This window comes from Nonomuraea sp. NPDC002799, from assembly GCF_053592075.1.
This window is the reverse complement of the sequence record NZ_JBSFVA010000001.1, coordinates 455676-476602: the sequence shown is the minus strand read 5'-3', so window position 1 is coordinate 476602 and position 20927 is coordinate 455676. Positions and strand designations below refer to the sequence as shown.

Here is a 20927-nt window from a genome sequence, read left to right as displayed (position 1 = left end):
CCGATGCTCCGCGCCTACCAGGTCAACGGCGTTAATGCCGGTGGAACGGCCGCTTAACTTCGTGAGGGGCGACGATAGAGCCAGGTCAGGCGGGGTTCGAGCACCCACTTGAAGACCGTGCGGGTCTCCGGCAGGCACAACACGATGGCCAGCGCGAAGCAACTGGCGCTGATGGCCAGCACGCCGAGCGGCCCGTACAGCCACGGGAACTCCAGCCAGCCCATCTCCTTGGCGATCAGCACCGGGATGCCGTGGAGCAGGTAGCAGTAGAGGGTGCGGGTGCCGAGGTCGGTGAACCAGGTCTCGGTCCTGGGCACCAGCGCCAGCACGGCGACGCACAGCGCCAGCGCGCACAGCAGCATGCCGGTGCGCATGCCGAGGCCCATGTACCAGGACAGGTCGAGGTCCTGGTAGCTGTCCTTGAAGTAGAAGGGGCCGAGCGGGGCCCTGGGGGCGACGACGATGGCCACCGCCGCCGCGCCGAGGATCGTGATCACGGAGAGGATCTTGATCCAGCGCCGGTTGAGCCGCTCGAAGTGCTCGGGCTGCATGACCAGGCCGATCACGAAGAACGGCATGAGACCGAAGAAGCGGTCCATGCTGAAGTCGCCCTCGATCTGCGAGAACCCGGCGAACAGATAGATCGCGATGGCCACCGGCACCGGATATTTCATCCGCTTCCACACCGGCGTGGACAGCCGCCAGAACAGCAGCGCCAGCAGATACCAGTTGAGCCAGGCCGGGTCGATGATCGTGAGACTCCACTTGCTGCCCAGCGTGTAGCGGAGCGCGGCGTAGCCGACCTCGACGATCACGTAGGGAACGACGAACGTGTCGACCAGCTTGTTGGTCTTCGCGTTGGAGTTCCAGAAGTTTCTGGACAGGTAGCCGCTGATCAGCACGAACAGCGGCATGTGGAAGGTGTAGATGAAGATGTAGAGCGCTCTGGAGGAGTCGGCCGAAAGCGTCGGCACCAGCGAGTGGCCGATGGGCACGAGCGCGATCAGCACGAACTTGACGTTGTCGAGGAACGGATCGCGCCGCCGCTTCGGCTTCTCGGGCTCAGGTGCGGGCTCCGGCTGCTCCTGGGGCCCGTCGCCCGTCACCGCGGCGTGCGGCTCGGTGCGCTCTCCTGGAGCTACCCCATGGGGATCGGCCTCCTCACTCCAGAAGGCCTCCTCCGGCAGTGGCCAGCGAGCCCCTGTGCTGGCGGGACCGCCATCCTCATCGGGGCTCCGCGGGGTCGTGACGGGTGGGGAGGATCTGGTGTCAGACACAGAGGAGTCGCTCAGCTTCGCTCGGGGCCGGGGAACACGACGACAACACGACGTGAAATCCACCTTACGGCGGGGTGTCGTGCTGCGTCGCCGACCCGCAACAGACTATCCCGCTCGCCAGGTTCCTGTCCCTCGCGGAAACCCAGAATGCCCGATTCCACAGGGAACTTGGAGCCTTTCAGGTGCAGACGTTCTTCTGGTCGGAGGCGGTGATGGTGCTGTTGTTGACGCTGTCAGGAAGCTTGGTGACCTTGATCGAATCGAAATCCTCGCCCACGACGAGCTGGATCACCGGAGTGCCCTTCGTCGCCGCCCCGGCGGTGGCGGCGGTGGTCGCCGCGTACTGCTGCGGGTTGGTCACGGCCACCTTCCCCGACGCGGGAGCGGGCTTGGGCACGACCGAGCCGGCCAGTGTGGCGGCGTAGTCGGGCGCGGTGGCGCTGGACTTGGCGTAGTGGACCTCGCTCTTGGCCAGGCTCTTGCCGTCCGCGGCCTCGTAGTTGCCCACGCTCACGACGCTGAAGCCCTGATCGGCGAGCTGGTCGGCGACCTCGCGGGCCTTGCCCACGGTCTTGGTGCCGTTGAGCACCTGGACCTTCACCTGCTCGGGCTTGAGCGCGACCTTGGGCTTGGCGCTGGTCGTCGGCGCCGGCGCGATGACCTCGGTGTCCTCCTTGACCGAGGTGAACAGCCTGGTGGCGTCGGGCTCCTTCCAGACCACCCGGTTGGGGTCCACGGGATCGGGGCCCCACGGGATCGTGGTGAACTGCACGCCCTTGGCGGTCAGCTCCTTGGCGCTCGACGCGATCGTGATGAGCTGCTCGGTGTCGTTGGCGAGCTCGGGGTCCATGGTGACCGAGCTGGCCGCGGCCGCGATGAAGTCGCGCAGCTGGCCCACGTCGGTGAGCAGCTCGCTGCTGGTCGCCTTGGCGACGACCTTGCTCAGGAAGATCTGCTGGCGCTTGATGCGCTGGATGTCGCTGCCGTCGCCGTACTTGCGCAGGCGTACGTAACCCAGCGCCTTCTCGCCGTTGAGCAGGCTCTTGCCGGGCGGCAGGACCAGCTTGGAGGCCTTGTCGTTGACACCGGACTTCAGGCAGATCTCGATGCCGCCGAGCGCGTCCACGATGCTCTTGAAGCCGCTGAAGTCGATCTCTACGAAGTGGTTGACGCGGATGCCGGTGAGGGTCTCGATCGTGGACATCGTGCAGGCGATGCCGCCGGAGTTGTACGCCGAGTTGATCATGTCCCGGCGGGCGGCCATCTCCTGCTTGGTGGTCTCGTTCTTGCACCGGGGGATCTGCACCATGGAGTCACGCGGGAAGCTGATCAGCCGTGCCTTGTCCCGGTTGGGGGAGATGTGCAGCAGGATGATCGTGTCGGTGCGCTTGCCGCCCGCGTCGGCCTGCCTGGCGAGCTGCTGGCCGTATTTCGCGTTGCCGTCGCCCGCGCGGGTGTCGGAGCCGACCAGCAGCACGTTGAGCGCGCCGGTGTCCGGGGGTCGCGGGTTGATGATGTCGTTGTTGACGCTCTTCTGCTTGATGTTGCCGAAGACGTCGCGATAGACGGTGTAGGCGGTCAGCGATCCCGCGACCATGAGCGCGGTCATGCCGATGCTGACCCAGGCCAGCATCCGCATCTTGCCCTGCCCGCCGCCCGCGCCGCCACGATGGCCGCGCGGCGGCCCGTCGTCGTACGGTGGCGGCGGCCCGCCGGCCGACGCGGCTCTGCGCGCCATCCGGCTGCCCGGCGCCGTAGGGGCGGATCGGTGGTCGTGCATCGAATCGACTACCGGCGCGCTCCTGTAGTCACTCATACGCCCCCTAGCCTCACTGCTCGCGCCTGACGCGCTGGCTTGGTCGCTTCGCGCCACGAGACTAGGTCACGTACGGCGTGCCCGAGGCCATGACCGCGAGGAACGGCTGTGACCCGGGCGTGATGTTTTCGCGGCAAAGCATACTCAGAGCCGGACATTGGGTGGAATATCATCGCCAAACTCTTTCTAGCTTCCGGACGGTCTTAGCACGTCAGGCCTGATACTGAGAGCCGCCGCCAAGCAGGCCAGGGGCACGGCCGGCAACACGTAGCGATAGTCGAACTCGGCCGCAGCGGCCGGTGTGATCAACAGCACGACGGCCGCCGACCAGGGCACCAGCCAGGCCGGAGCACCCGCGAGGCGCCGTTTTCCCTTACGCCTGCGCGCGATGGCCGCCACCGGCGGGGCCAGCAGGACCACCAGCAGCACCGGGCCGGGCAGCCGCGCCATGCTCTGATAGGCCCGCAGCCAGCCGGCATAAGGCTCGACGATCTCCGTGCCGATCGCACCCTGCTCATAGAGCTTGGCATAGTCGGCGCCGACCTGCGCGGGATAGCGGCCAGGTGGCCCCGGCGGGGTCACCGGGAACTGGTAGTAGCCGTAGATCTCCTGATCCGGATAGACCGGACGGTCCCACCGGAAGGTACGGCCGAGCTCGGCCAGCACCGAGGCCGCGTAGTCGAGCGGTTGCCTGGTCATCGCCAGCATCGCGAACCTGCCCGCGAGGTCGTCGTTCTCCCGCGTGAACGTGATCCCCGGCAGCAGCACCAGCGGGGCGTCCTTCGCCCAGATGTACTCCTGGGAGGGCGGTCGCCGGTCCGGCGGGCGCGGGTCGCACAGGACGCGCAGGTCGGGCGGCGGGTTCATCTTGGCGCAGTCGGCGAACGACATCGTCCTGGCATAGAGGAAGGCGCCGTTCGCGCCCACCAGGCCGACCCGCTGGTAGGTCGCGTAGAACCAGGCGCCGTAGGCCAGCAGGGGCACCAGCGCGGCGGCGATCAGCACGCCGGCCAGCCCGGCCCGCCCGCGAAGCACGCCGGCCAGCCCGGCCCGCCCGCTCAGCTCCCCGGCTGGCCCGGTGCGCTCGCGCAGCGTGTCGGCTGGCTCGGAGCGCCCGCGCAGCGCGCCGGTCGGCCCGGCACGTCCGCAGAGCGCGAACCAGGCCGCCAGCACGACGATCAGCGGCTGGCCCACGGTCCTGCTCAGCGTGGCGGCGGCCAGCAGCAGGCCGATGGCGGCGACCGTGGCCGGCCGGCGCGTCGTGCTCAGCACCACGGCCGACAACACCAGGAACATGAACAGCGTGTCGGAGACCAGCAGGTGCTCCAGCTCGATCTGGTACGCGTCCAGCAGCACGGGCACCGTGGCCAGCGTCGCCGCCCACCGGGGAGCCCGCCGGGCGGCCCGGTAGATCAGGACGCCGGCGGCCAGGCCGAGCAGGTGCTGGGCGGCCGTGACCATCCCGAAGGAGTGGAAGGGCTCCAGCAGCTTGAGGAACATCGAGTAGCCCGCCGGCCGCACCAGGTCGGGCCGCGGCCTGAAGACGGTGACGATGTAGGTGTAGGAGTCGGGGAACCACAGGGCCGGCCGGTAACCGAGCATCGCCAGCGCGCGCAGGGCCGTACCGAGGGAGAGGACCGCGAGGAACCAGCCGTGCCGCCGCAGAATGTCCCGGCCCCGGTCGCGAGGCAGGCGGCGCTTTCCGTGGCCGGTTGGGACGGGCTCCTGGGCGCGAGCCTCCGACATCACCCGCACGTCCTCCCGTCCTCCGGCCACTGCGGCTGTCTCGCGTACGCTACCGGCGTTTGCGCGAACCCCGTGCTTCTGGCCGGTTGGGAGGCGTCGGGCGAGGTGCCGGCTCGCGGTCGGGTGGAGCGCGGAGCGTTGATCGGGGTGCCGACGGCCGGGGGTGGGGTGTCGGCTTGCGATCGGGGTGCCGGTCGGCGGTGCGTGTGGGCTGATGCGGGCGCGGGGTTGGATACGCTCGCTCACCGATGGAACTCGTTCGACCCGGCCGGCTGCTCGCCGCCCTCTCGGTGTTGCCCGCCCTCGCCGTGGCGGGCTGGTTGCTGGCGGGGCTGCCGCTGCTGCTGCTCGGCCGGTTCGCGCCGCTGCCCGCCCTGCTGCTCGGCCTGCCCGTGGCCGCACTGCTGTGCTGGGCGGGCACGCGAGGGCTCGGCGGTGTGGGCACGCGAGGGCTCGGCGGGCCGGGGACGCGAGGGCTCGGCGGGGCGGGGACGCGAGAGGTCGGCGGGGCGGGCGCGCGAGAGGTCGGCAGGGCGGCTCGGGAGACGGGGACGGACTCGCCGGGTGTGGCCGTGGAGGCCACGTTCTGGCAGGTTGCCGGGGTGGTCGCGGTCGCGGCGGCCTCGGGCGTGTTCAACGTGATCATGCACACCGAGCAGATCATCGTCCGGCGTGACCCCGCCACCTACGCCCAGTACACCGCCTGGATCGCCCGCCACGGCTCGCTGCCGATCCCCACTCAGGCGGCGGCCTTCGGCGGCGCCGATCCCTGGCTCGTCTTCGACAGCGTCGGGTTCTTTTCGTGGGACGGGGCGGTGGTGCCGCAGTTCATGCCGGGGCCGCCGATGGTGTTCGCGATCGGCGACTGGCTCGGCGCGCCGTTCGTGATGCCCGCCGTGCTGGGCGCGCTGGCCGTGCTCACCCTGGCCGGAGTGGTGGCGCGGCTGGCCGGGGCGCGGTGGGCGGTGCCCGCGGCGGCGGCGTTCGCGATGAGCCTGCCGATCCTTTACACCTCGCGCAGCACGTTCAGCGAGATCCCGTCCATGATCCTGCTGTTCGGGGGCCTGGCGCTGGCGCACGACGCACTGGCCAAGGCGGGCAGGGCGAGCGGGCTGCTGGCGGGGCTGGTGCTCGGGCTGGCCGTGCTGGTCAGGGTGGACGGGCTGCGGGACGTGCTGCCGGTGCTGGCGTTCGCGGGGCTGCTGATCGCGATGCGGCGCTTCGGCCGGCCGCAGGGCCGGATCGGGCTGCCGCTGCTGGCGGGGCTGGCGGCCGGGGCCGGGGTCGGGATGCTGGCGGCGTACCTGCTGGCCAAGCCCTATCTGGACTATCTGTCCACCTCCGTCCGGCCGCTGCTCCTCATCTGCGCCGCCGTCCTCGTGCTCATCGCGATCGGCACGGCCGCGGCCCCGATGCTGACTCGCGTACGGCTGCCGAAGTGGGCTCCCACGGCGGGAGCCGGGCTGGTCGTACTGCTCATGGCCGCCCTCTACGCCCGCCCGTGGGTGCAGCGGGTGACCCGCGTCCCCGTGAGCGGGGACGACCGGCGCACGGCCAAGATGATCGAGCAGACCCAGCAGGCCAACGGCCTGCCCATCGACGGCACCCGGCTCTACTTCGAAGACTCCCTGCACTGGGTCGTCTGGTACGTCGGCGCCCCCGTGGTCGTGCTGGCCACGATCGCGGCGGCGCTGCTCGTCCGGAGGCTGCTGCGCGAAGGCCGGCCCGTGGAGTGGCTGCTGCCGCTCGCGGTCGTCGGCTGGACGACGGTCACCACGCTGCTGCGGCCCGAGATCACCCCCGACCACCCGTGGGCCGCCCGCCGCCTGGTCCCCGTCGTGATCCCCGGGCTGATCCTGCTCGCCTCCTACGGGCTGTCCTGGGTGCGGGACGTGGCCGGGCGGCGTGGCCCGCGCGTCCGCCGCTGGACGACGGCGGTGATCGTCCTGCTCGTGCTCGTGCCGCCGGCCGTGACCTCGATCGGCACCGCGTTCACGCCGGTGGAGCGGGGTGAGGCGGCGGCGGTCGAGGCCCTGTGCGCCAGGATTCCCGCCAACGCCTCCGTGCTGATCGTGGAGCGGGTCACCGCCGACCGCTTCACCCAGCTCGTACGCGGCATGTGCGGCCGCCCGGCGGCCTGGGTGAACAGGAACAACGTGGAGACCGCGCCGCAGCCGCAGGTCCGCCGCCTGATCGAGCGCGTGCGCGCCACCGGCCGGGTGCCCGTCGTGCTGGCCGCCGAAGCCGCGCAGGTATCACCGTACGGGCCGGCCACGCAGGTCATGGCGCTCGTCACCCGCCAGGACGAACGCTCGCTCGTCGACGCCCCGAACGGCACGTATGCGTTGCGGGTCAACGTATGGATGGCCGTGGTCTGACCGAGGCCCGGGAGGCCCGGCGCCGGGGGCCAGACTGGTGAAAAAAAGGGCGAATCCGGAGCTGCTGCTGTGGTGATGTGGACTCGGCTTGTGGTTGGGCAGAGTAACCTCGACCCCCGTGAGCACGCTTGAGACCCCCAAGAGTGGACCTGCTGTGGAAGAAGCGCCGTACGTCACCATCGTCCTGCCCTGCTACAACGAGCAGGATCACGTCATCGACGAGGTCGAGCGCATCACGAAGGCCATGGACTCCAGCGGCTACACCTACGAGCTCGTGGCCGTCGACGACTGCTCCACCGATGACACGCTGGCCAAGCTGGAAGAGGCCGCGCCCGGCTATCCGCACCTGCGCGTGCGGGCCTTCCACCGCAACGGCGGCTCCGGCACCGTGCGGCGCATCGGCACGCAGGAGGCCAAGGGCGAGATCGTCGTCTGGACCGACGCCGACATGACCTACCCCAACGAGCGCATCCCCGAGCTGGTGCAGATCCTGGAGAAGGACGACACGGTCGACCAGGTGGTCGGCGCGCGCACCAGCGAGGAGGGCTCGCACAAGCTGCTGCGGGTGCCGGCCAAGTGGGTGATCCGCAAGGTGGCGGAGAAGCTCGCCGGGCAGAAGATCCCCGACCTCAACTCGGGGCTGCGGGCCTTCCGCAAGTCGGTGGCCAGGCCCTATCTGCGGCTGCTGCCTCCCGGGTTCTCCTGTGTGACGACGATCACGTTGTCGTTCCTGTCCAACCAGCACGACGTCTACTACCTGCCGATCGGCTACGCGAAGCGGGCCGGGACGTCGAAGTTCAGCTTCGTGTCCGACGCCTACCGCTACATCCTGCAGGTGCTGCGGATGATCATGTACTTCAACCCGCTCAAGGTGCTCATGCCGCCCGCGTTGTGGCTGGTGGCGATCGGGTTCGTCAAGGGCGTCTGGGACATGGTCCAGCACCCGTTCTACTTCCCGGCCAACACAGTGATGATCTTCCTGTCCGGCATGCTGATCGGGTCCGTGGCGCTGCTGGCCGACCTGATCGTGCGCTCGCGGGGAGAATGAGCGGTGCGGATCGCGATCGTCGGCCCGACTTATCCGTACAAGGGGGGCGGGGCGCAGCACACCACCGAGCTGGCGCACCGGCTCGCGGCCCAGGGGCACGACGTGGTGATCGAGTCGTGGCGGGCCCAGTATCCCTCGTTCCTCTATCCGGGGCAGCAGACGATCTCCGCGCCCGAGGGCACGCCCTATCCGAAGACCGCGCGCCGGCTCGACTGGCGCCGGCCGGGCGGGTGGGTCGCGGCGGGGCGGCGGTCGCGGTCCGCTGACCTGGTGGTGCTGGCGGTGCTGAGCCCGGTGCAGGTCCCCGCCTATTTGGGGATTTTGTACGGCATAGGGCGAAAAGTCAGGACCATTGCGCTCTGCCACAACGTGCTGCCGCACGAGAGCAAGCCCTACGACGCCCCTCTCATGAAGGCCCTGCTCAAGCGGGTCGACGGCGTGCTGACCCACTCCGACCAGCAGGCCGAGCTGGCCGCCACGCTGACGGACCGGCCGGCCACCGTGGCGTCGATGCCGCCGCACCTGCCGTCGACGACGGCCGAGCGGTCGGCCGAGGTGCACCGGCGATTGTTGTTCTTCGGCATCGTACGGCCGTACAAGGGGCTGGATCTGCTGCTCAGAGCGCTGCCCGAGGGGATCTCGCTGACGGTGGCCGGCGAGTTCTGGGGCGGGCTCGACGAGACCAAGGCGCTGATCGGCGAGCTCGGCCTCGGCGATCGGGTGGAGTTGCGGCCGGGTTACGTGGCCGCCGGGGACGTGCCGGCGTTGTTCGCCGCCGCCGACGCGCTCGTGCTGCCGTACCGGAGCGCGACCGCGAGCCAGAACGTCTGGCTCGGCCACGAGCACGGCGTGCCCGTGATCGCCACCCGCGTCGGCGCGCTGGCCGATCACATCACCGACGGCGTCGACGGACTGCTGGTCGAGCCCGGTGACGCCGGCGCCCTGCGCGCGGCGATCGAGCGGTTCTACGCCTCCGGCGAGCCCGAGAGGTTGCGGTCGGGCGTCAAGGCGGTGGATCCCGAGCCGTTCTGGACGGCGTACGCGGGGGCGCTGCTCGGCGCCTGACGGCCCAGCAGGAACGCCAGGCCCGCCGCCGTCGCGTCGGCCAGCGTGAACGCCAGCCGCGACACGATCGCCACCGCCAGCGCGGCCGGGGTGCCGATGATCGGGCCGAGCACGAGCACGAGCGCGCCCTCCCGGACGCCGACGCCCGCCGGGACCACGACGGTGAGGATCCCGGTCGCCCAGGCGAACGCGTAGGCGCCGGTGGAGACGAGATAGAGGTCGGGCCGGCCGGCGATCAGCCAGATGTGCAGGCCGTACACGAACCAGCCGAGTGCCGTCCACGCGACCGCGACCACCACCGTGCGGCCGGGCAGCACGCTCTCCAGCGGCTCCTTGCGGGCGAGGCGGAGCACCAGGTTGAGGCCCCAGGTGAGCACCTTCGGATGCAGGCACACGATGATCACCGGCACCAGCAGCACGAGATACCAGGCCTGCCGGACCGCGGCCAGCGAGCCCAGCGTCGCGGCGGCGATCGAGATGCCGACCCCGAGGTTGATCACCAGCCCCAGCGAGATCGTCGCGAACGTGCGCCGCGGCGGGCTGCCGTGGTCGCGCCCGAGGTCCATCATCGCCGCGTACGCCCAGACGGCGCCCGGGATGTACTTGCCGAGCTGCCCCACGAACATGATGCGCCCGGCGGTCCGCAGCGGCACCCGCGTGCCGAGCCCCGCCAAGATCTCCCGCCAGGCCACCAGCATGAAGAACTGCCCCAGCAGCACCGCGGCGAACGCCCCGAGCACCGCCCACGGCGACATCGCGGCCACGGCCGACGTGGTCTCGTCCCAGTTCGCGGCCAGGCCGTAGCCCAGGAAGGCGATCGCCACCAGGGCGAGGAGGACGCGCAGCAGGCGTCGGAGCATTGGCCCAGGCTACGCGCGGTCCGCCGGATAAAGCCAGAGCACGGCCGATCCGAGCGCGACCCCGGCGGCCGCGGGTCTTCGGTGCGCCGTATGACCAGGTCGGCCGCCGTACCCAAGGTCGTTTGACGTCGTGACGGCGCAGAGGTCGGTACTGTGTGGACCCGTGGGTAAGCAACGGGTCGCGCAGCTCGAATACTCGGAGTTCCAGTCCGCCATGCTCGATGAGGAGAAGCGGAGACGGAAGGCTGCGAAGATCATCGCGGTGCTCGAACACTTCCACGGGCCGCTCGGCGGGCTGACCGTGGGCGACGTGGGCTGCTCCGCGGGGTTCATCGCCGACGAGCTCGCGCGCGCCGGGGCCAAGCACACGCTGGGCATCGACATCGACGTGCCGGGGCTGCGCAGGGCGGCCGACAGGTTCGGCGAGCGGGTGGCGTTCGTCTGCGGTGACGGCACGGCGCTGCCGTTCCCCGATGCCTCGGTCGACGTGCTGGTGTTCAACCACATCTACGAGCACGTGGTCGACCCCGACGCGGTCGTGGCCGAGATGCGCCGCGTGTTGTCGGACGACGGGGTGCTCTACCTCGGGCTCGGCAACCGGCTCGGGGTCGTCGAGCCCCACTACAAGCTGCCCTTCCTGTCCTACCTGCCGCCCGCGCTGGCCGACCGTTATGTGCGGGCGTCCGGACGGGCCGATCATTACTACGAGCGGTTCAGGACGCGGCGCGGGCTGCGGAAGATGTTGCGGGCCTTCCACGTGTGGGACTACACCTTCCCCGTGCTGGCCACGCCTACTCAATTCGCGGGGGCCGAGCTGTTCCCCGGGGTGCTGGGGAAGGTGGTGCGGGCCGTGCTGGGCAAGGCGCCGCGCGCGTTGTTGCGGTTGTTGCTGCCCGTGGTGCCGACGTACCTGTGGGTGGCCACCAAGACGCCGCGGCGTCCGGTGGGGGCCGCGCTGCCCCAGCCGCCCGAGCGGGTCCGCCCGCTGTGAACACCGGCGGATCCGGGACGGCGGGCAGACGCGAAAGCCTCGACGTCGGCGCTGAGGGCGGTCCGGGCAGCGGTGCTGAGGACGGCGGTGCTGAGGACGGCGGTGCTGAGGACGGCGGTCTGGGCGGCGGCGGTGCTGAGGACGGCGGTCTGGGCGGCGGCGGTGCGGGCGGTGCTGACGGCAATGCTGAGGCGGATGACGTGAGGCCGGCTCGTAAGGGGCGGCCCGTTCTTCGTAAGGTCGTCCGGTTCGGGTTCCTCCTGGTGGCGCTCGGCTTCGGTGCGTACGCCGTGCTGAAGCAGTGGGACGCCGTGGCCGCCGGATTCGCCCGCCTGTCCTGGCCCGCGCTCGCCGGGTCGCTGGCCGCCGTGGTGGCCGCGCTGCTCGGAGCCATGCTCACCTGGCGCACCCTGCTGGCCGACCTCGGCTCGCCGCTGCCCCTGCGGCCCGCCGCCAAGGTCTTCTTCGTCGGCCAGCTCGGCAAGTACATCCCCGGCGCCGTCTGGCCGATGCTCGCGCAGATGGAGATGGGCCGCGACCTCGGGGTGCCGCGTTCGCGCAGCGCGGCGGCGTTCTTCCTGATGATGCCCGTCCAGATCGCCACCGGCCTGCTCGTCACGCTGGTGACGCTCGGCTGGGACCGCTACGGCTGGCTGCTGCTGTTCATCCCGCTGCTGCTCGTCCTGCTCGAACCCAAGGTCGTCAACGGCCTCATCGGCTTCGCCCTGCGCAAGCTCAAGCGCGAGCCCCTCGACCGCCCGCTCACCCGGCGCGGCATGCTCACCGCCCTGTGCTGGGCGGTGGCCGGCTGGCTCTGCTACGGCGTGCACCTCTACTTCATCGCGCCCCAGGGCGGCCTGCTCTTCGCGGTCGGCGCCTTCGCGCTGTCGTGGTCCCTGGGCATCTTGACCTTCGTCATCCCGGCGGGCGCGGGGGTGCGGGAGATTGCGATGGTTGCGGTGCTGGCGCCGCACCTCGACGCGGGTTCGGCAATTGCCGTGGCCCTTTCCTCCCGCATTGTCATCATCATGGGGGATCTGATCTGCGCAGGCTTGGCGGGAATTGCGGCACGTCGCGACTCGGTGTGATTTGGCCCGCGATTTAGGGGAGGCTGGTCATAAGCTGACTATCAGAGGGGGACGCCAGTCCCACGTTGATCTTGAGGGGAGAAGATCTACGTAATGCCTCGTGTGCTCGTCGACGCGGCTGCGGTCCCCGCAGACCGCGGCGCGTTGATCAGGTATGTGGACGGCCTCGTGGCCGCACTCCACCGGGCCGGGGCGGACCTGGCCGTGGTCTGCCAGCGGTCCGAAGCGGAGCGTTACCGGCTGCTCGCGCCCTCCGCCAGGATCATCGCGGGCCCTGTCGCCATCAACAACAGAGCCACCAGGCTCACCTGGGAGCAGACCGGCCTGCCGCTGCTCGCCCGCCAGGCCGGAGCCGACGTCATCCACGCCCCCTACTACTCCATCCCGCTCGGCTCGGGCCTGCCCACCGTCGTGACGGTGCACGACGCCACCTGGTTCACCGAGCCCGAGCAGCACGGCGCACGGGCGTCGTTCTTCCGCTCGGCCACCCGCACCGCCGTCCGCCATGCCCAGCGGGTGATCGTGCCGTCCAAGGCGACCAGGGACGAGCTCGTGCGCGTGCTGGCCGCCGACCCGACCCGGATCGACGTCGCCTACCACGGCGTGGATCTGACGCAGTTCCACCCGCCGAGCGAGCACGAGATCCGCAGGGCCGTCATGAGATGCGGGCTGCACGGCCAGCCTTATGTGGCGTTCCTGGGCGCGCTCGACCCCCGTAAGAACGTTCCCAATCTGATCAGGGGCTTCGCGGCGGCCGTCAAGTCGCTGGAGAAGCCGCCCGCGCTGGTGCTCGGCGGTGGCGTGCACGAGGACGACGTCGACGCCGCCTGCCGCGAGGTCGAGGCCACCGTCAAGGTCGTGCGTCCCGGCTACCTGGGCCCCGCCGACCTGTCCGGGTTCCTCGGCGGGGCGCTCGTCGTGGCCTTCCCCTCGCGGGGCGAGGGCTTCGGGCTGCCGGTGCTGGAGGCCATGGCCTGCGGCGCTCCGGTCCTGACCACGCATCGCACCTCGCTGCCGGAGGTCGGCGGCGACGCGGTCGCCTACACCGAGCCGGACGCCGACAGTATCGCCACGGCGCTCGGGCAACTGCTCGCCTCGTCCGAGCGGCGGCAGCAGCTGCAGGAGGCCGGTCTGGCCAGGGCTCGCGAATTCACCTGGGACGCCTCCGCGGAGGCTCATCTCAGCTCCTATCAACGCGCGATCGAATAGTTCGGTAACCTCACGGAGTGATGGAGAGCTCTTTGCCAGACCTCGAGGCGATCCTCCTGGTCGGAGGGCAGGGCACGCGCCTGCGTCCGCTGACACTGGGCACGCCCAAGCCGCTGCTTCCTACCGCCGGCGTGCCGTTCCTGGCCCACCAACTGGCGCGCGCGCGATCATTCGGCGTTCGCCGCATCGTCTTCGCGACCTCGTACAAGGCGTCGATGTTCGAGCCGGCCTTCGGTGACGGGCGGGCCTTCGGGCTCTCGCTCGACTACATGACGGAGGAGACGCCGCTCGGCACCGGCGGGGCGATCCGCAACGCCGCGGAGGCTCTCACGTCGGGGCCGTCCGACCCGGTGCTCATCCTCAACGGCGACATTCTCTCCGGCCATGACATCGGCGATCAGATACGCGCTCACCAGGCGCGAAATGCCGCTGTAACGCTCCATTTGACGGAGGTCGACGATCCGACCCGGTTCGGCTGCGTGCCGACGGACGAGTCGGGGCGCGTGACGGCCTTCCTGGAGAAGACGCCCAATCCGGTGACCAACCGCATCAACGCCGGGTGCTACGTCTTCACCCGGTCGGTGATCGACTCCATTCCGCGCGACGAGGTCGTGTCGGTGGAGCGGGAGACGTTCCCCGGACTGATCGAGTCGGGTGAGCTGGTGCTGGGCTACGCCGACCGCACCTACTGGCTCGACGTCGGCACGCCCGCCGCCTACGTCCAGGGCTCGCGGGACCTGGTGCTCGGGCGGCTGGCCTCACCCGCGCTGCCCGGCCCGACCGGCGAGCACCTGGCGCTCGAAGGCGCCCGCATCTCGCCCGAGGCCAAGGTCCAGGGCGGCACGGCGGTCGGCGCGCGGGTGGTCGTGGAGGCCGGGGCCTCGGTCATCGGGTCGGTGCTGAACGACGACAGCGTCATCGAGTCGGGCGCCTCCGTGACCGACTCGGTGGTGGGCCTGGGCGCGCGGGTCTGCGCCGGCACGGTGGTCCGTGACGCGGTGATCGGTGACGGGGCCGTCGTGGGGCCCGGCAACGAGCTGCAGAACGGTGTACGCATCTGGCCGGGGGTCGAGCTGCCCGAGCGGGCGATGCGTTACTCCAGCGACGTCTGACCGCGTGTCCGGCGATGTCTGGCCCGGGTTCGGCGATGCCTGACCGCGCGTCCGGCGGTGTCCGGCCCGGGTTCGGCGGCGTCTGGCCGTGCGTCCGGCGGCGCCCGGCCCGGGGCCGGGGGCGGCTGGTCTGACCAGGTGAGGGGCGGGGGCACACTGGACGGGTGAGGGAGCGCAGGTGGGTGCCCGGCGGGCCGGTGGACGCGGTGCTGGCCCTGCGGCCGCATCAGCGCGGCAGCGGCGACCCCACCTGGCGCCAGGGCGGTGACGGCACCGTGTGGCGCACCTCCAGGACGCCCGACGGGCCGTGCACGCTCAGAGTGGGCGTCATGGGCGGCGCCGTGCACGGGCAGGCGTGGGGGCCCGGGGCGGAGTGGGTGCTGGAGGAGATGCCGGCGCTGCTCGGCGGCTTGGACGACATTTCCGGATTCAGCGTCAAACATGACGTTCTAGCCGAGGTTGTCAGGAAATATCCGGGCTTGCGGATCGGCCGGACCGGCCGGGTGATGGAGGCCCTCGTACCGGCCGTCCTGGAGCAGAAGGTGGTCGGGCGGGAGGCCTGGCGGGCCTGGCGCTATCTGCTCACCCGCTACGGCGAGCCCGCGCCCGGCCCCGCGCCCGACGGGATGCGGGTGATCCCGGAGCCCGCGGTGTGGCGGCAGATCCCGACCTGGCACTGGCACCGCGCGGGCGCCGAGGCCGTCCGCGCCCGGACGATCGCGAACGCTGCCTGGCACGCCGGCAAGCTGGAGGCCGCCGCCACCACGGAGGAGCTCGACCGGTTGTTGCGGGCGCTGCCGGGGATCGGGGTGTGGACGTCGGCCGAGGTGCGCCAGCGCGTCTTCGGCGACCCGGACGCGGTGAGCGTCGGCGACTTCCATCTGGCCAAGCTCGTCGGCTATGCCCTGACCGGGGAGAAGACCGACGACCCCGGGATGTTGCGGCTGCTGGAGCCGTACGAGGGGCACCGGCATCGCGCCACGGTGCTCGTCTATCTGACCGGCCTGCGCCCGCCCGCACGCGGGCCCAGGATGGCCGTGCGCGACTATCGCTCGTTCTGACATACGGGGCCCTGGGTGCGACCGGCGAACTCAGCCCGTCGTACTGTGCCGTTATGAGTCTTGTCAGTGATTCCGCCGTTCGCCGAGCCCTCGCCCGTGCCCGCGACGGCAAGGCCCTCGACGTCACCGAGGCCACCGTTCTCCTGCACGCCCGGGGCGCGCAGCTCGACACGCTGCTCGAACACGCCTCCCGGGTCCGTGACGCCGGCCTGCGGGCGGCCGGTCGCGACGGGGTCATCACGTACAGCAGGAAAGTGTTCATCCCGTTGACGAGGTTGTGCCGGGACCGGTGTGGATACTGCACGTTCGCGACCGCGCCGCACAAGCTGGACGCGCCGTTCCTGAGCCCGGACGAAGTGCTGGAGATCGCCCGGCAGGGTGCGGCGATGGGGTGCAAGGAGGCGCTGTTCACGCTGGGGGACCGGCCCGAGGACCGGTGGCACCAGGCGCGGGAGTGGCTCGACGCGCACGGCTACGACGACACGTTGTCCTATGTGCGGGCGATGGCGATCAGGGTGCTGGAGGAGACCGGGCTGCTGCCGCACCTCAACCCGGGCGTGCTGAGCTGGCGCGACCTGCAGCGGCTCAAGCCGGTCGCGCCGTCCATGGGCATGATGCTGGAGACGACCTCGCGGCGGTTGTTCGAGGAGAAGGGGCAGCCGCACTACGGCTCGCCCGACAAGGACCCGGCCGTACGGCTGCGCGTGCTGGAGGACGCCGGCCGGACGAACGTGCCGTTCACCACCGGCATCCTGATCGGCATCGGCGAGACCATCGAGGACCGGGTCGAGTCGATCTTCGCCATCCGGCGGGTGGCCCGCGAGTACGGCGCGATCCAGGAGGTCATCGTCCAGAACTTCCGCGCCAAGCCCGACACGGCCATGCGCGGGCTGCCCGACGCCGACCTGCAGGAGCTCGCGGCCACCATCGCGGTCGCCCGCCTGATCCTCGGCCCCCGCGTACGCCTGCAGGCACCGCCCAACCTCGTGGACGCCGAGTACGAGCTCATGATCCGGGCGGGCATCGACGACTGGGGCGGCGTGTCGCCGCTCACCCCCGACCACGTGAACCCGGAGCGGCCCTGGCCGCAGATCGACGACCTGGCGGCCCGCACGGCCGAGGCCGGGTTCCGGCTGCGCGAGCGGCTGACGATCTATCCCGAGTACGTGCTGGCCGGCGAGCCCTGGTTGGACCCGCGGCTGTTCGGCCACGTGGCCGCCCTGGCCGACCCGGAGACGGGTCTGGCGCGGGAGGACGCCGAGCCGCGCGGCCTGCCGTGGCAGGAGCCCGACGGCGGGTTCACCTCATCGGGGCGGGTGGACCTGCACGTCGAGGTGGACACCTCGGGGCGCACCGCGGATCGGCGCGACGACTTCGACCACGTCTACGGCGACTGGGACGCCCTGCGCGACCGGCTCGGCCCGGACGCGGCGCCCATGGCCGCCACCCTCCCGAGCGCCGTGCGGCAGGCGCTCAAGAAGGCCGGGTCCGACCCGGCCGGGCTGACCGACGCCGAGGCCGTGACCCTGCTGAGCGCGGAGGGGGCGGCGCTGGACGAGTTGGCCGCCATCGCCGACGACCTCAGGAGGCAGGCGGTGGGCGACGAGGTCACCTACGTCGTCAACCGGAACATCAACTTCACCAACGTCTGCTACACCGGCTGCCGCTTCTGCGCCTTCGCCCAGCGCAGGACCGACGCCGACGCGTACACGCTGAGCCTCGACCAGGTGGCCGACCGGGCGCAGGAGGCCTGGGAGGCGGGCGCGACCGAGGTGTGCATGCAGGGCGGCATCCATCCCGACCTCCCCGGCACCGCCTATTTCGAGATCGCCAAGGCCGTGAAGGAGCGGACGCCGGGCATGCACGTGCACGCGTTCTCCCCGATGGAGGTCATCAACGGCGCGAGCCGGACGAACCTGTCGATCGAGGACTGGTTGCACGCGGCCAAGGAGGCCGGCGTCGACTCGATCCCGGGAACGGCGGCGGAGATCCTGGACGACGACGTGCGCTGGGTGCTGACCAAGGGCAAACTGCCCACCAAGGAGTGGGTCGACGTCATCACGACGGCCCACAAGGTGGGGATCCCGACGACGTCCACCATGATGTACGGCCACGTGGACAACCACCTGCACTGGGTCAGGCACATCAAGCTGATCAGGCGCATCCAGGAGGAGACCGGCGGGTTCTCCGAGTTCGTGCTGCTGCCGTTCGTGCACACCAGCTCGCCCATCTACCTGGCCGGCGTCGCCAGGCCGGGTCCGACGGCGCAGGAGAACCGGGCCGTGCACGCCCTGTCGCGGATCCTGCTGCACGGCGCGATCAAGAACATCCAGTGCTCGTGGGTCAAGCTCCAGGACGACCTGTGCCGCCAGGTGCTCCAGGGCGGCGTGAACGACCTCGGCGGCACCCTGATGGAGGAGACCATCAGCAGGATGGCGGGCTCGGAGAACGGCTCGTACAAGACCATCAGCGAGCTGCGCGAGATGGTCGAGGTCAGCGGCCGGCCGGTCAGGCAGCGGACCACCGAGTACGGCGTCCCGGCGGAGGAGCGGCTGCGGGCCTCGGCGGCCAGCGACGGCGTCTGCCGTAGTGTCAGGAGGGTCCTGCCGATGGCGTAGTTGTAACATGTTCTAACAAGCCTTGCGTCCGCTGGGGGAGACGCTGGAAGAATCGTCACTCCCTTGGAGAGAGGTTCACCGTGCGGTTGGGTCGGCACCGCGCCGCGCTATCCGGCGAGCAGCGACGTAAGAAAGCGCTCCAGCGTGGCATGCTGGCCGGGCTCACGGCCGCGGCCATCGTGGCGGCCGCGCTCGTGGTGGTGTTCGGCGGCGTCGGCGCGCTGTGCACCACACGAGAGCCTGTTCTGGTCAGCGTGACCGCCGCGGTCGACGTGGCGCCGGCGGTCATGGAGGCGGCGGGACGGTTCAACGAGACGAAGACGTCGATCGGCGGCCGGTGCGTGCTGGTCCAGGTGACCGAGCAGCCGCCGGCCACCGTGCTGCGCACGCTGATCGGCGACCGGGCGGGCGTGCTGCGCGAGCGGCCCGACGGCTGGATCGCGGACTCGTCGGCCTGGATCAGGCTGGCCCGCCAGCAGGGCGCGAGCGCGCTGCCCAGCGGTGAGAGCGTGGTGGCGACCTCGCCGCTGGTCTTCGCCACCCGGTCGTCGCTGGCCCAGCGCTTCACCGTGGGCAAGACGGAGATGAACTGGCGGATGGTCTTCCCCTCGACCGTGCGCGGGCGGCTGACGCCCACCGAGAACGAGCCCGACGTCGTACGCGTGCCGGACCCGTCGCTGGCCGGGGCCGGCATCGCGACCGTGGCCGCCGCCCGGGACGTCGTCGGCACGGGACCGGCCGCGGACAAGGCGCTGACCGCGTTCGTGCGGTGGGCGCAGGCGGGCTCGGCCCCCGACTACCGCAGCATGCTGGCCGCCGTCGACGACCGCACGTTCTGGCGGCGCCCGGTCGTCATCGTCCCCGAGCAGGCGGTGTGGAACCACAACCTGCGCCCGTCCTCCGACCCGGTCGTCGCGCTGCATCCGCGCGAGGGCACGATCAACCTGGACTACCCGTACGTCGTCACCGCCACCGATCCGACGGTCGCCGAGGCGTCCACGGCCTTCGCCGCCTGGCTGAAGGGCGCGCAGGCGCAGGAGATCGTCCGGCGGGCGGGCTTCCGGTCCGGCGACGGCACCCGGGGCCCGATCTCGCCGGGGCCGCAGATCCCCTCCGAGGCGCCGAAGACCCGGCAGTCGGTCTCGCCCCAGGACATCGACGAGGCGCTGCGCGCCTGGAGCAGGCTGGCCCCGCCGACGAACATCCTCGTGCTGGCCGACACCTCCAAGCACATGGCCGAGCCGCTGAACGGCAAGAGCAGGGTCAGCGTGGCCCTGGCCGCGGCCAAGATCGGGCTGCAGCTCTTCCCCGACTCCACGCACATGGGCCTGTGGGAGTTCGCCGACAAGCTGGGGCATATCAAGGGCTACCAGGAACACGTCGGGCTGGGCCCGATCATCGAGCCGGAGACGGGCCAGGTGATCCGGCGCAGCCGGCTGACCGAGCTGACGAGCACGATCACCGCCCATCCCAAGCTGGACAGCTCGCTCTACGACGCCGTGCTGAGCGGCTTCCGCAAGATGTCGGCGGAGTACCGCGAGGAGATGAACAACACCCTCCTCGTGATCACCGCGGGCCGGGACGACGGCAAGGGCACGAAGTTGCCGCACCTGCTCGACGAGTTGCGGCGCGGCTGGAACCCGGACAAGCCCGTACAGATCATCGTCATCGCGTTCGGCAAGGGCGTCGACCGCGGCAGTCTGTCGCAGATCACCGCGGCCACGAACGGCTCGCTGCACGAGGCGCAGGAGCCTGGCGAGATCATCGACGTCTTCCTGGCGGCGCTGGCCCGCCGGCTCTGCCATCCCACCTGCAAGCCGACGACCTGAGCGACATCACCCCTGAGAAAAGGGGGCGCGGGCGCGCCCCCTTTTCGGATCAGACGCGCTGCCAGAGCGCCGGGACGTTGGGCGGCTCCCAGCCGGCCAGGGCGGTGTGCGCCTGGAGGCACCGGTAGGTGGAGCCGTTGTAGGTCACGGTGCTGCCCGTCGCGTAGGCCGTGCCGGCCCGCCACGTGCCGGAGGGCGTCGTCGGGGTCACCGTCGGCGTCGGGGTCGGCGTCGGGGTGACGGTCGGGGTGGGGGTCGGGGTGGGGTTGCCGCCACCCCCGCCGATCTGCAGGTCGATGCAGGAGTAGAAGGCGTTGGTGGTGTCGGAGATGTTCCAGATGGCCAGGACCCTCTGGCGGCCGGAGTAGCCGGAGAAGTTGACCGTGTGCGCGACCGTGGCCGGCGGCTGCTGGTTGTTGCCGCTGAACGAGGCCACCCGCGTGTTGCCGATGTAGTACTCGTAGTTGGACGTGGCGTGCCTGGCGGTGAAGACCCAGTTGAAGGTCACCGTGGTGCCGACCGACGCGACGGGCCACGCCTTGCTCTCGTCGCTGAGCTGCGCGAACTGGCCCAGGTTGGCGTGGCAGTTACGCAGCCCCTTCGGGCCTTCCACGCTCTGCGGCTCGTAGATGATGTTGCCGCAGCCGGACACCCTGCCCTGGGCGCAGTTGGCCTGGCGGCTGGGGGGAGAGTTCACGTAGCCGTGCGCGAACGCCGGTGTGGTGTTGAACACCGTGGTGGCGATGGCGATCACCACCACGGCGACCAGCGTGAGAGTCCTTCTCATGAAGTGGCTCCTTTACATGGGGGGATGCTCCAAATGTAAAGG

At 70.7% G+C, this 20927-nt stretch carries 15 protein-coding genes; 10 read left to right on the top strand and 5 right to left on the bottom strand.

Annotated elements, in window-relative coordinates; translation table 11 throughout:
* Positions 1–53: 53 nt before the first annotated feature.
* The 3 genes from ACWD0F_RS02065 to ACWD0F_RS02055 form a co-directional block, all read right to left on the bottom strand.
* Positions 54–1106, bottom strand: a complete 1053-nt coding sequence (locus ACWD0F_RS02065) for an acyltransferase family protein (protein ID WP_449871878.1) — start codon at positions 1104–1106, stop codon at positions 54–56.
* Positions 1107–1455: 349 nt separating this feature from the next.
* Positions 1456–3057 (bottom strand): LCP family protein, encoded by a 1602-nt coding sequence (locus tag ACWD0F_RS02060; protein WP_449871876.1) that lies wholly within the window; start codon positions 3055–3057, stop codon positions 1456–1458.
* 222 nt (positions 3058–3279) lie between these two features.
* On the bottom strand, positions 3280–4869 hold the full coding sequence (locus tag ACWD0F_RS02055; RefSeq protein WP_449871874.1) for a hypothetical protein: 1590 nt from the start codon (positions 4867–4869) through the stop codon (positions 3280–3282).
* Between the two features lie 218 nt (positions 4870–5087).
* On the opposite strand from ACWD0F_RS02055, the gene ACWD0F_RS02050 reads away from it, so the two are divergent.
* The 3 genes from ACWD0F_RS02050 (at position 5088) to ACWD0F_RS02040 (ending at position 9330) form a co-directional block, all read left to right on the top strand.
* Complete coding sequence (locus tag ACWD0F_RS02050) at positions 5088–7217, top strand: hypothetical protein (protein ID WP_449871872.1); 2130 nt, start codon at positions 5088–5090, stop codon at positions 7215–7217.
* 118 nt (positions 7218–7335) lie between these two features.
* Entirely contained in the window at positions 7336–8265 is a 930-nt protein-coding gene (locus ACWD0F_RS02045; protein ID WP_449871870.1) for a glycosyltransferase family 2 protein, read from the top strand.
* A gap of 3 nt (positions 8266–8268) precedes the next feature.
* Entirely contained in the window at positions 8269–9330 is a 1062-nt protein-coding gene (locus ACWD0F_RS02040) for a glycosyltransferase family 4 protein (protein ID WP_449871868.1), read from the top strand.
* Here the strand turns inward: ACWD0F_RS02040 and ACWD0F_RS02035 are convergent.
* Positions 9231–10190 carry a lysylphosphatidylglycerol synthase transmembrane domain-containing protein gene (locus ACWD0F_RS02035; RefSeq protein WP_449871866.1) on the bottom strand — a complete coding sequence of 320 codons (960 nt, stop codon included), beginning with the start codon at positions 10188–10190 and terminating at the stop codon, positions 9231–9233. The genes ACWD0F_RS02040 and ACWD0F_RS02035 overlap by 100 nt on opposite strands.
* A gap of 163 nt (positions 10191–10353) precedes the next feature.
* Between ACWD0F_RS02035 and ACWD0F_RS02030 the strand changes: the two genes are divergently transcribed.
* From ACWD0F_RS02030 to ACWD0F_RS02000, 7 genes are all read left to right on the top strand, one after another.
* The gene (locus ACWD0F_RS02030; protein WP_449871865.1) at positions 10354–11181 is read left to right on the top strand and encodes a methyltransferase domain-containing protein; all 828 of its coding nucleotides are present in this window, start codon (positions 10354–10356) and stop codon (positions 11179–11181) included.
* The gene (locus ACWD0F_RS02025) at positions 11178–12269 is read left to right on the top strand and encodes a lysylphosphatidylglycerol synthase domain-containing protein (protein WP_449871863.1); all 1092 of its coding nucleotides are present in this window, start codon (positions 11178–11180) and stop codon (positions 12267–12269) included. The genes ACWD0F_RS02030 and ACWD0F_RS02025 overlap by 4 nt, the downstream gene beginning before the upstream one ends.
* Before the next feature lie 93 nt (positions 12270–12362).
* Positions 12363–13478, top strand: coding sequence for a glycosyltransferase family 4 protein (locus tag ACWD0F_RS02020; protein WP_449871861.1), 1116 nt, complete (start codon positions 12363–12365; stop codon positions 13476–13478).
* Positions 13479–13510: 32 nt separating this feature from the next.
* Positions 13511–14590 (top strand): sugar phosphate nucleotidyltransferase, encoded by a 1080-nt coding sequence (locus ACWD0F_RS02015; protein ID WP_449871859.1) that lies wholly within the window; start codon positions 13511–13513, stop codon positions 14588–14590.
* Between the two features lie 164 nt (positions 14591–14754).
* The gene (locus tag ACWD0F_RS02010; protein WP_449871858.1) at positions 14755–15651 is read left to right on the top strand and encodes a DNA-3-methyladenine glycosylase family protein; all 897 of its coding nucleotides are present in this window, start codon (positions 14755–14757) and stop codon (positions 15649–15651) included.
* 53 nt (positions 15652–15704) lie between these two features.
* Entirely contained in the window at positions 15705–18269 is a 2565-nt protein-coding gene (locus ACWD0F_RS02005) for a bifunctional FO biosynthesis protein CofGH (RefSeq protein WP_449871856.1), read from the top strand.
* 80 nt (positions 18270–18349) lie between these two features.
* The gene (locus ACWD0F_RS02000; protein ID WP_449871854.1) at positions 18350–20098 is read left to right on the top strand and encodes a substrate-binding and VWA domain-containing protein; all 1749 of its coding nucleotides are present in this window, start codon (positions 18350–18352) and stop codon (positions 20096–20098) included.
* Positions 20099–20147: 49 nt separating this feature from the next.
* Here the strand turns inward: ACWD0F_RS02000 and ACWD0F_RS01995 are convergent, their stop codons facing one another.
* On the bottom strand, positions 20148–20885 hold the full coding sequence (locus ACWD0F_RS01995; RefSeq protein ID WP_449871852.1) for a lytic polysaccharide monooxygenase: 738 nt from the start codon (positions 20883–20885) through the stop codon (positions 20148–20150).
* Positions 20886–20927: the final 42 nt, after the last annotated feature.

What these genes read in the sequence shown, in the direction of transcription:
- ACWD0F_RS02060 (WP_449871876.1), bottom strand. Translation starts at nt 3,057, where the DNA reads ATGCACGACCACCGATCCGCCCCTACGGCGCCGGGCAGCCGGATGGCG.
- ACWD0F_RS02050 (WP_449871872.1), top strand. Translation starts at nt 5,088, where the DNA reads ATGGAACTCGTTCGACCCGGCCGGCTGCTCGCCGCCCTCTCGGTGTTG.
- ACWD0F_RS02035 (WP_449871866.1), bottom strand. Translation starts at nt 10,190, where the DNA reads ATGCTCCGACGCCTGCTGCGCGTCCTCCTCGCCCTGGTGGCGATCGCC.
- ACWD0F_RS02020 (WP_449871861.1), top strand. Translation starts at nt 12,363, where the DNA reads ATGCCTCGTGTGCTCGTCGACGCGGCTGCGGTCCCCGCAGACCGCGGC.
- ACWD0F_RS02005 (WP_449871856.1), top strand. Translation starts at nt 15,705, where the DNA reads ATGAGTCTTGTCAGTGATTCCGCCGTTCGCCGAGCCCTCGCCCGTGCC.
- ACWD0F_RS01995 (WP_449871852.1), bottom strand. Translation starts at nt 20,885, where the DNA reads ATGAGAAGGACTCTCACGCTGGTCGCCGTGGTGGTGATCGCCATCGCC.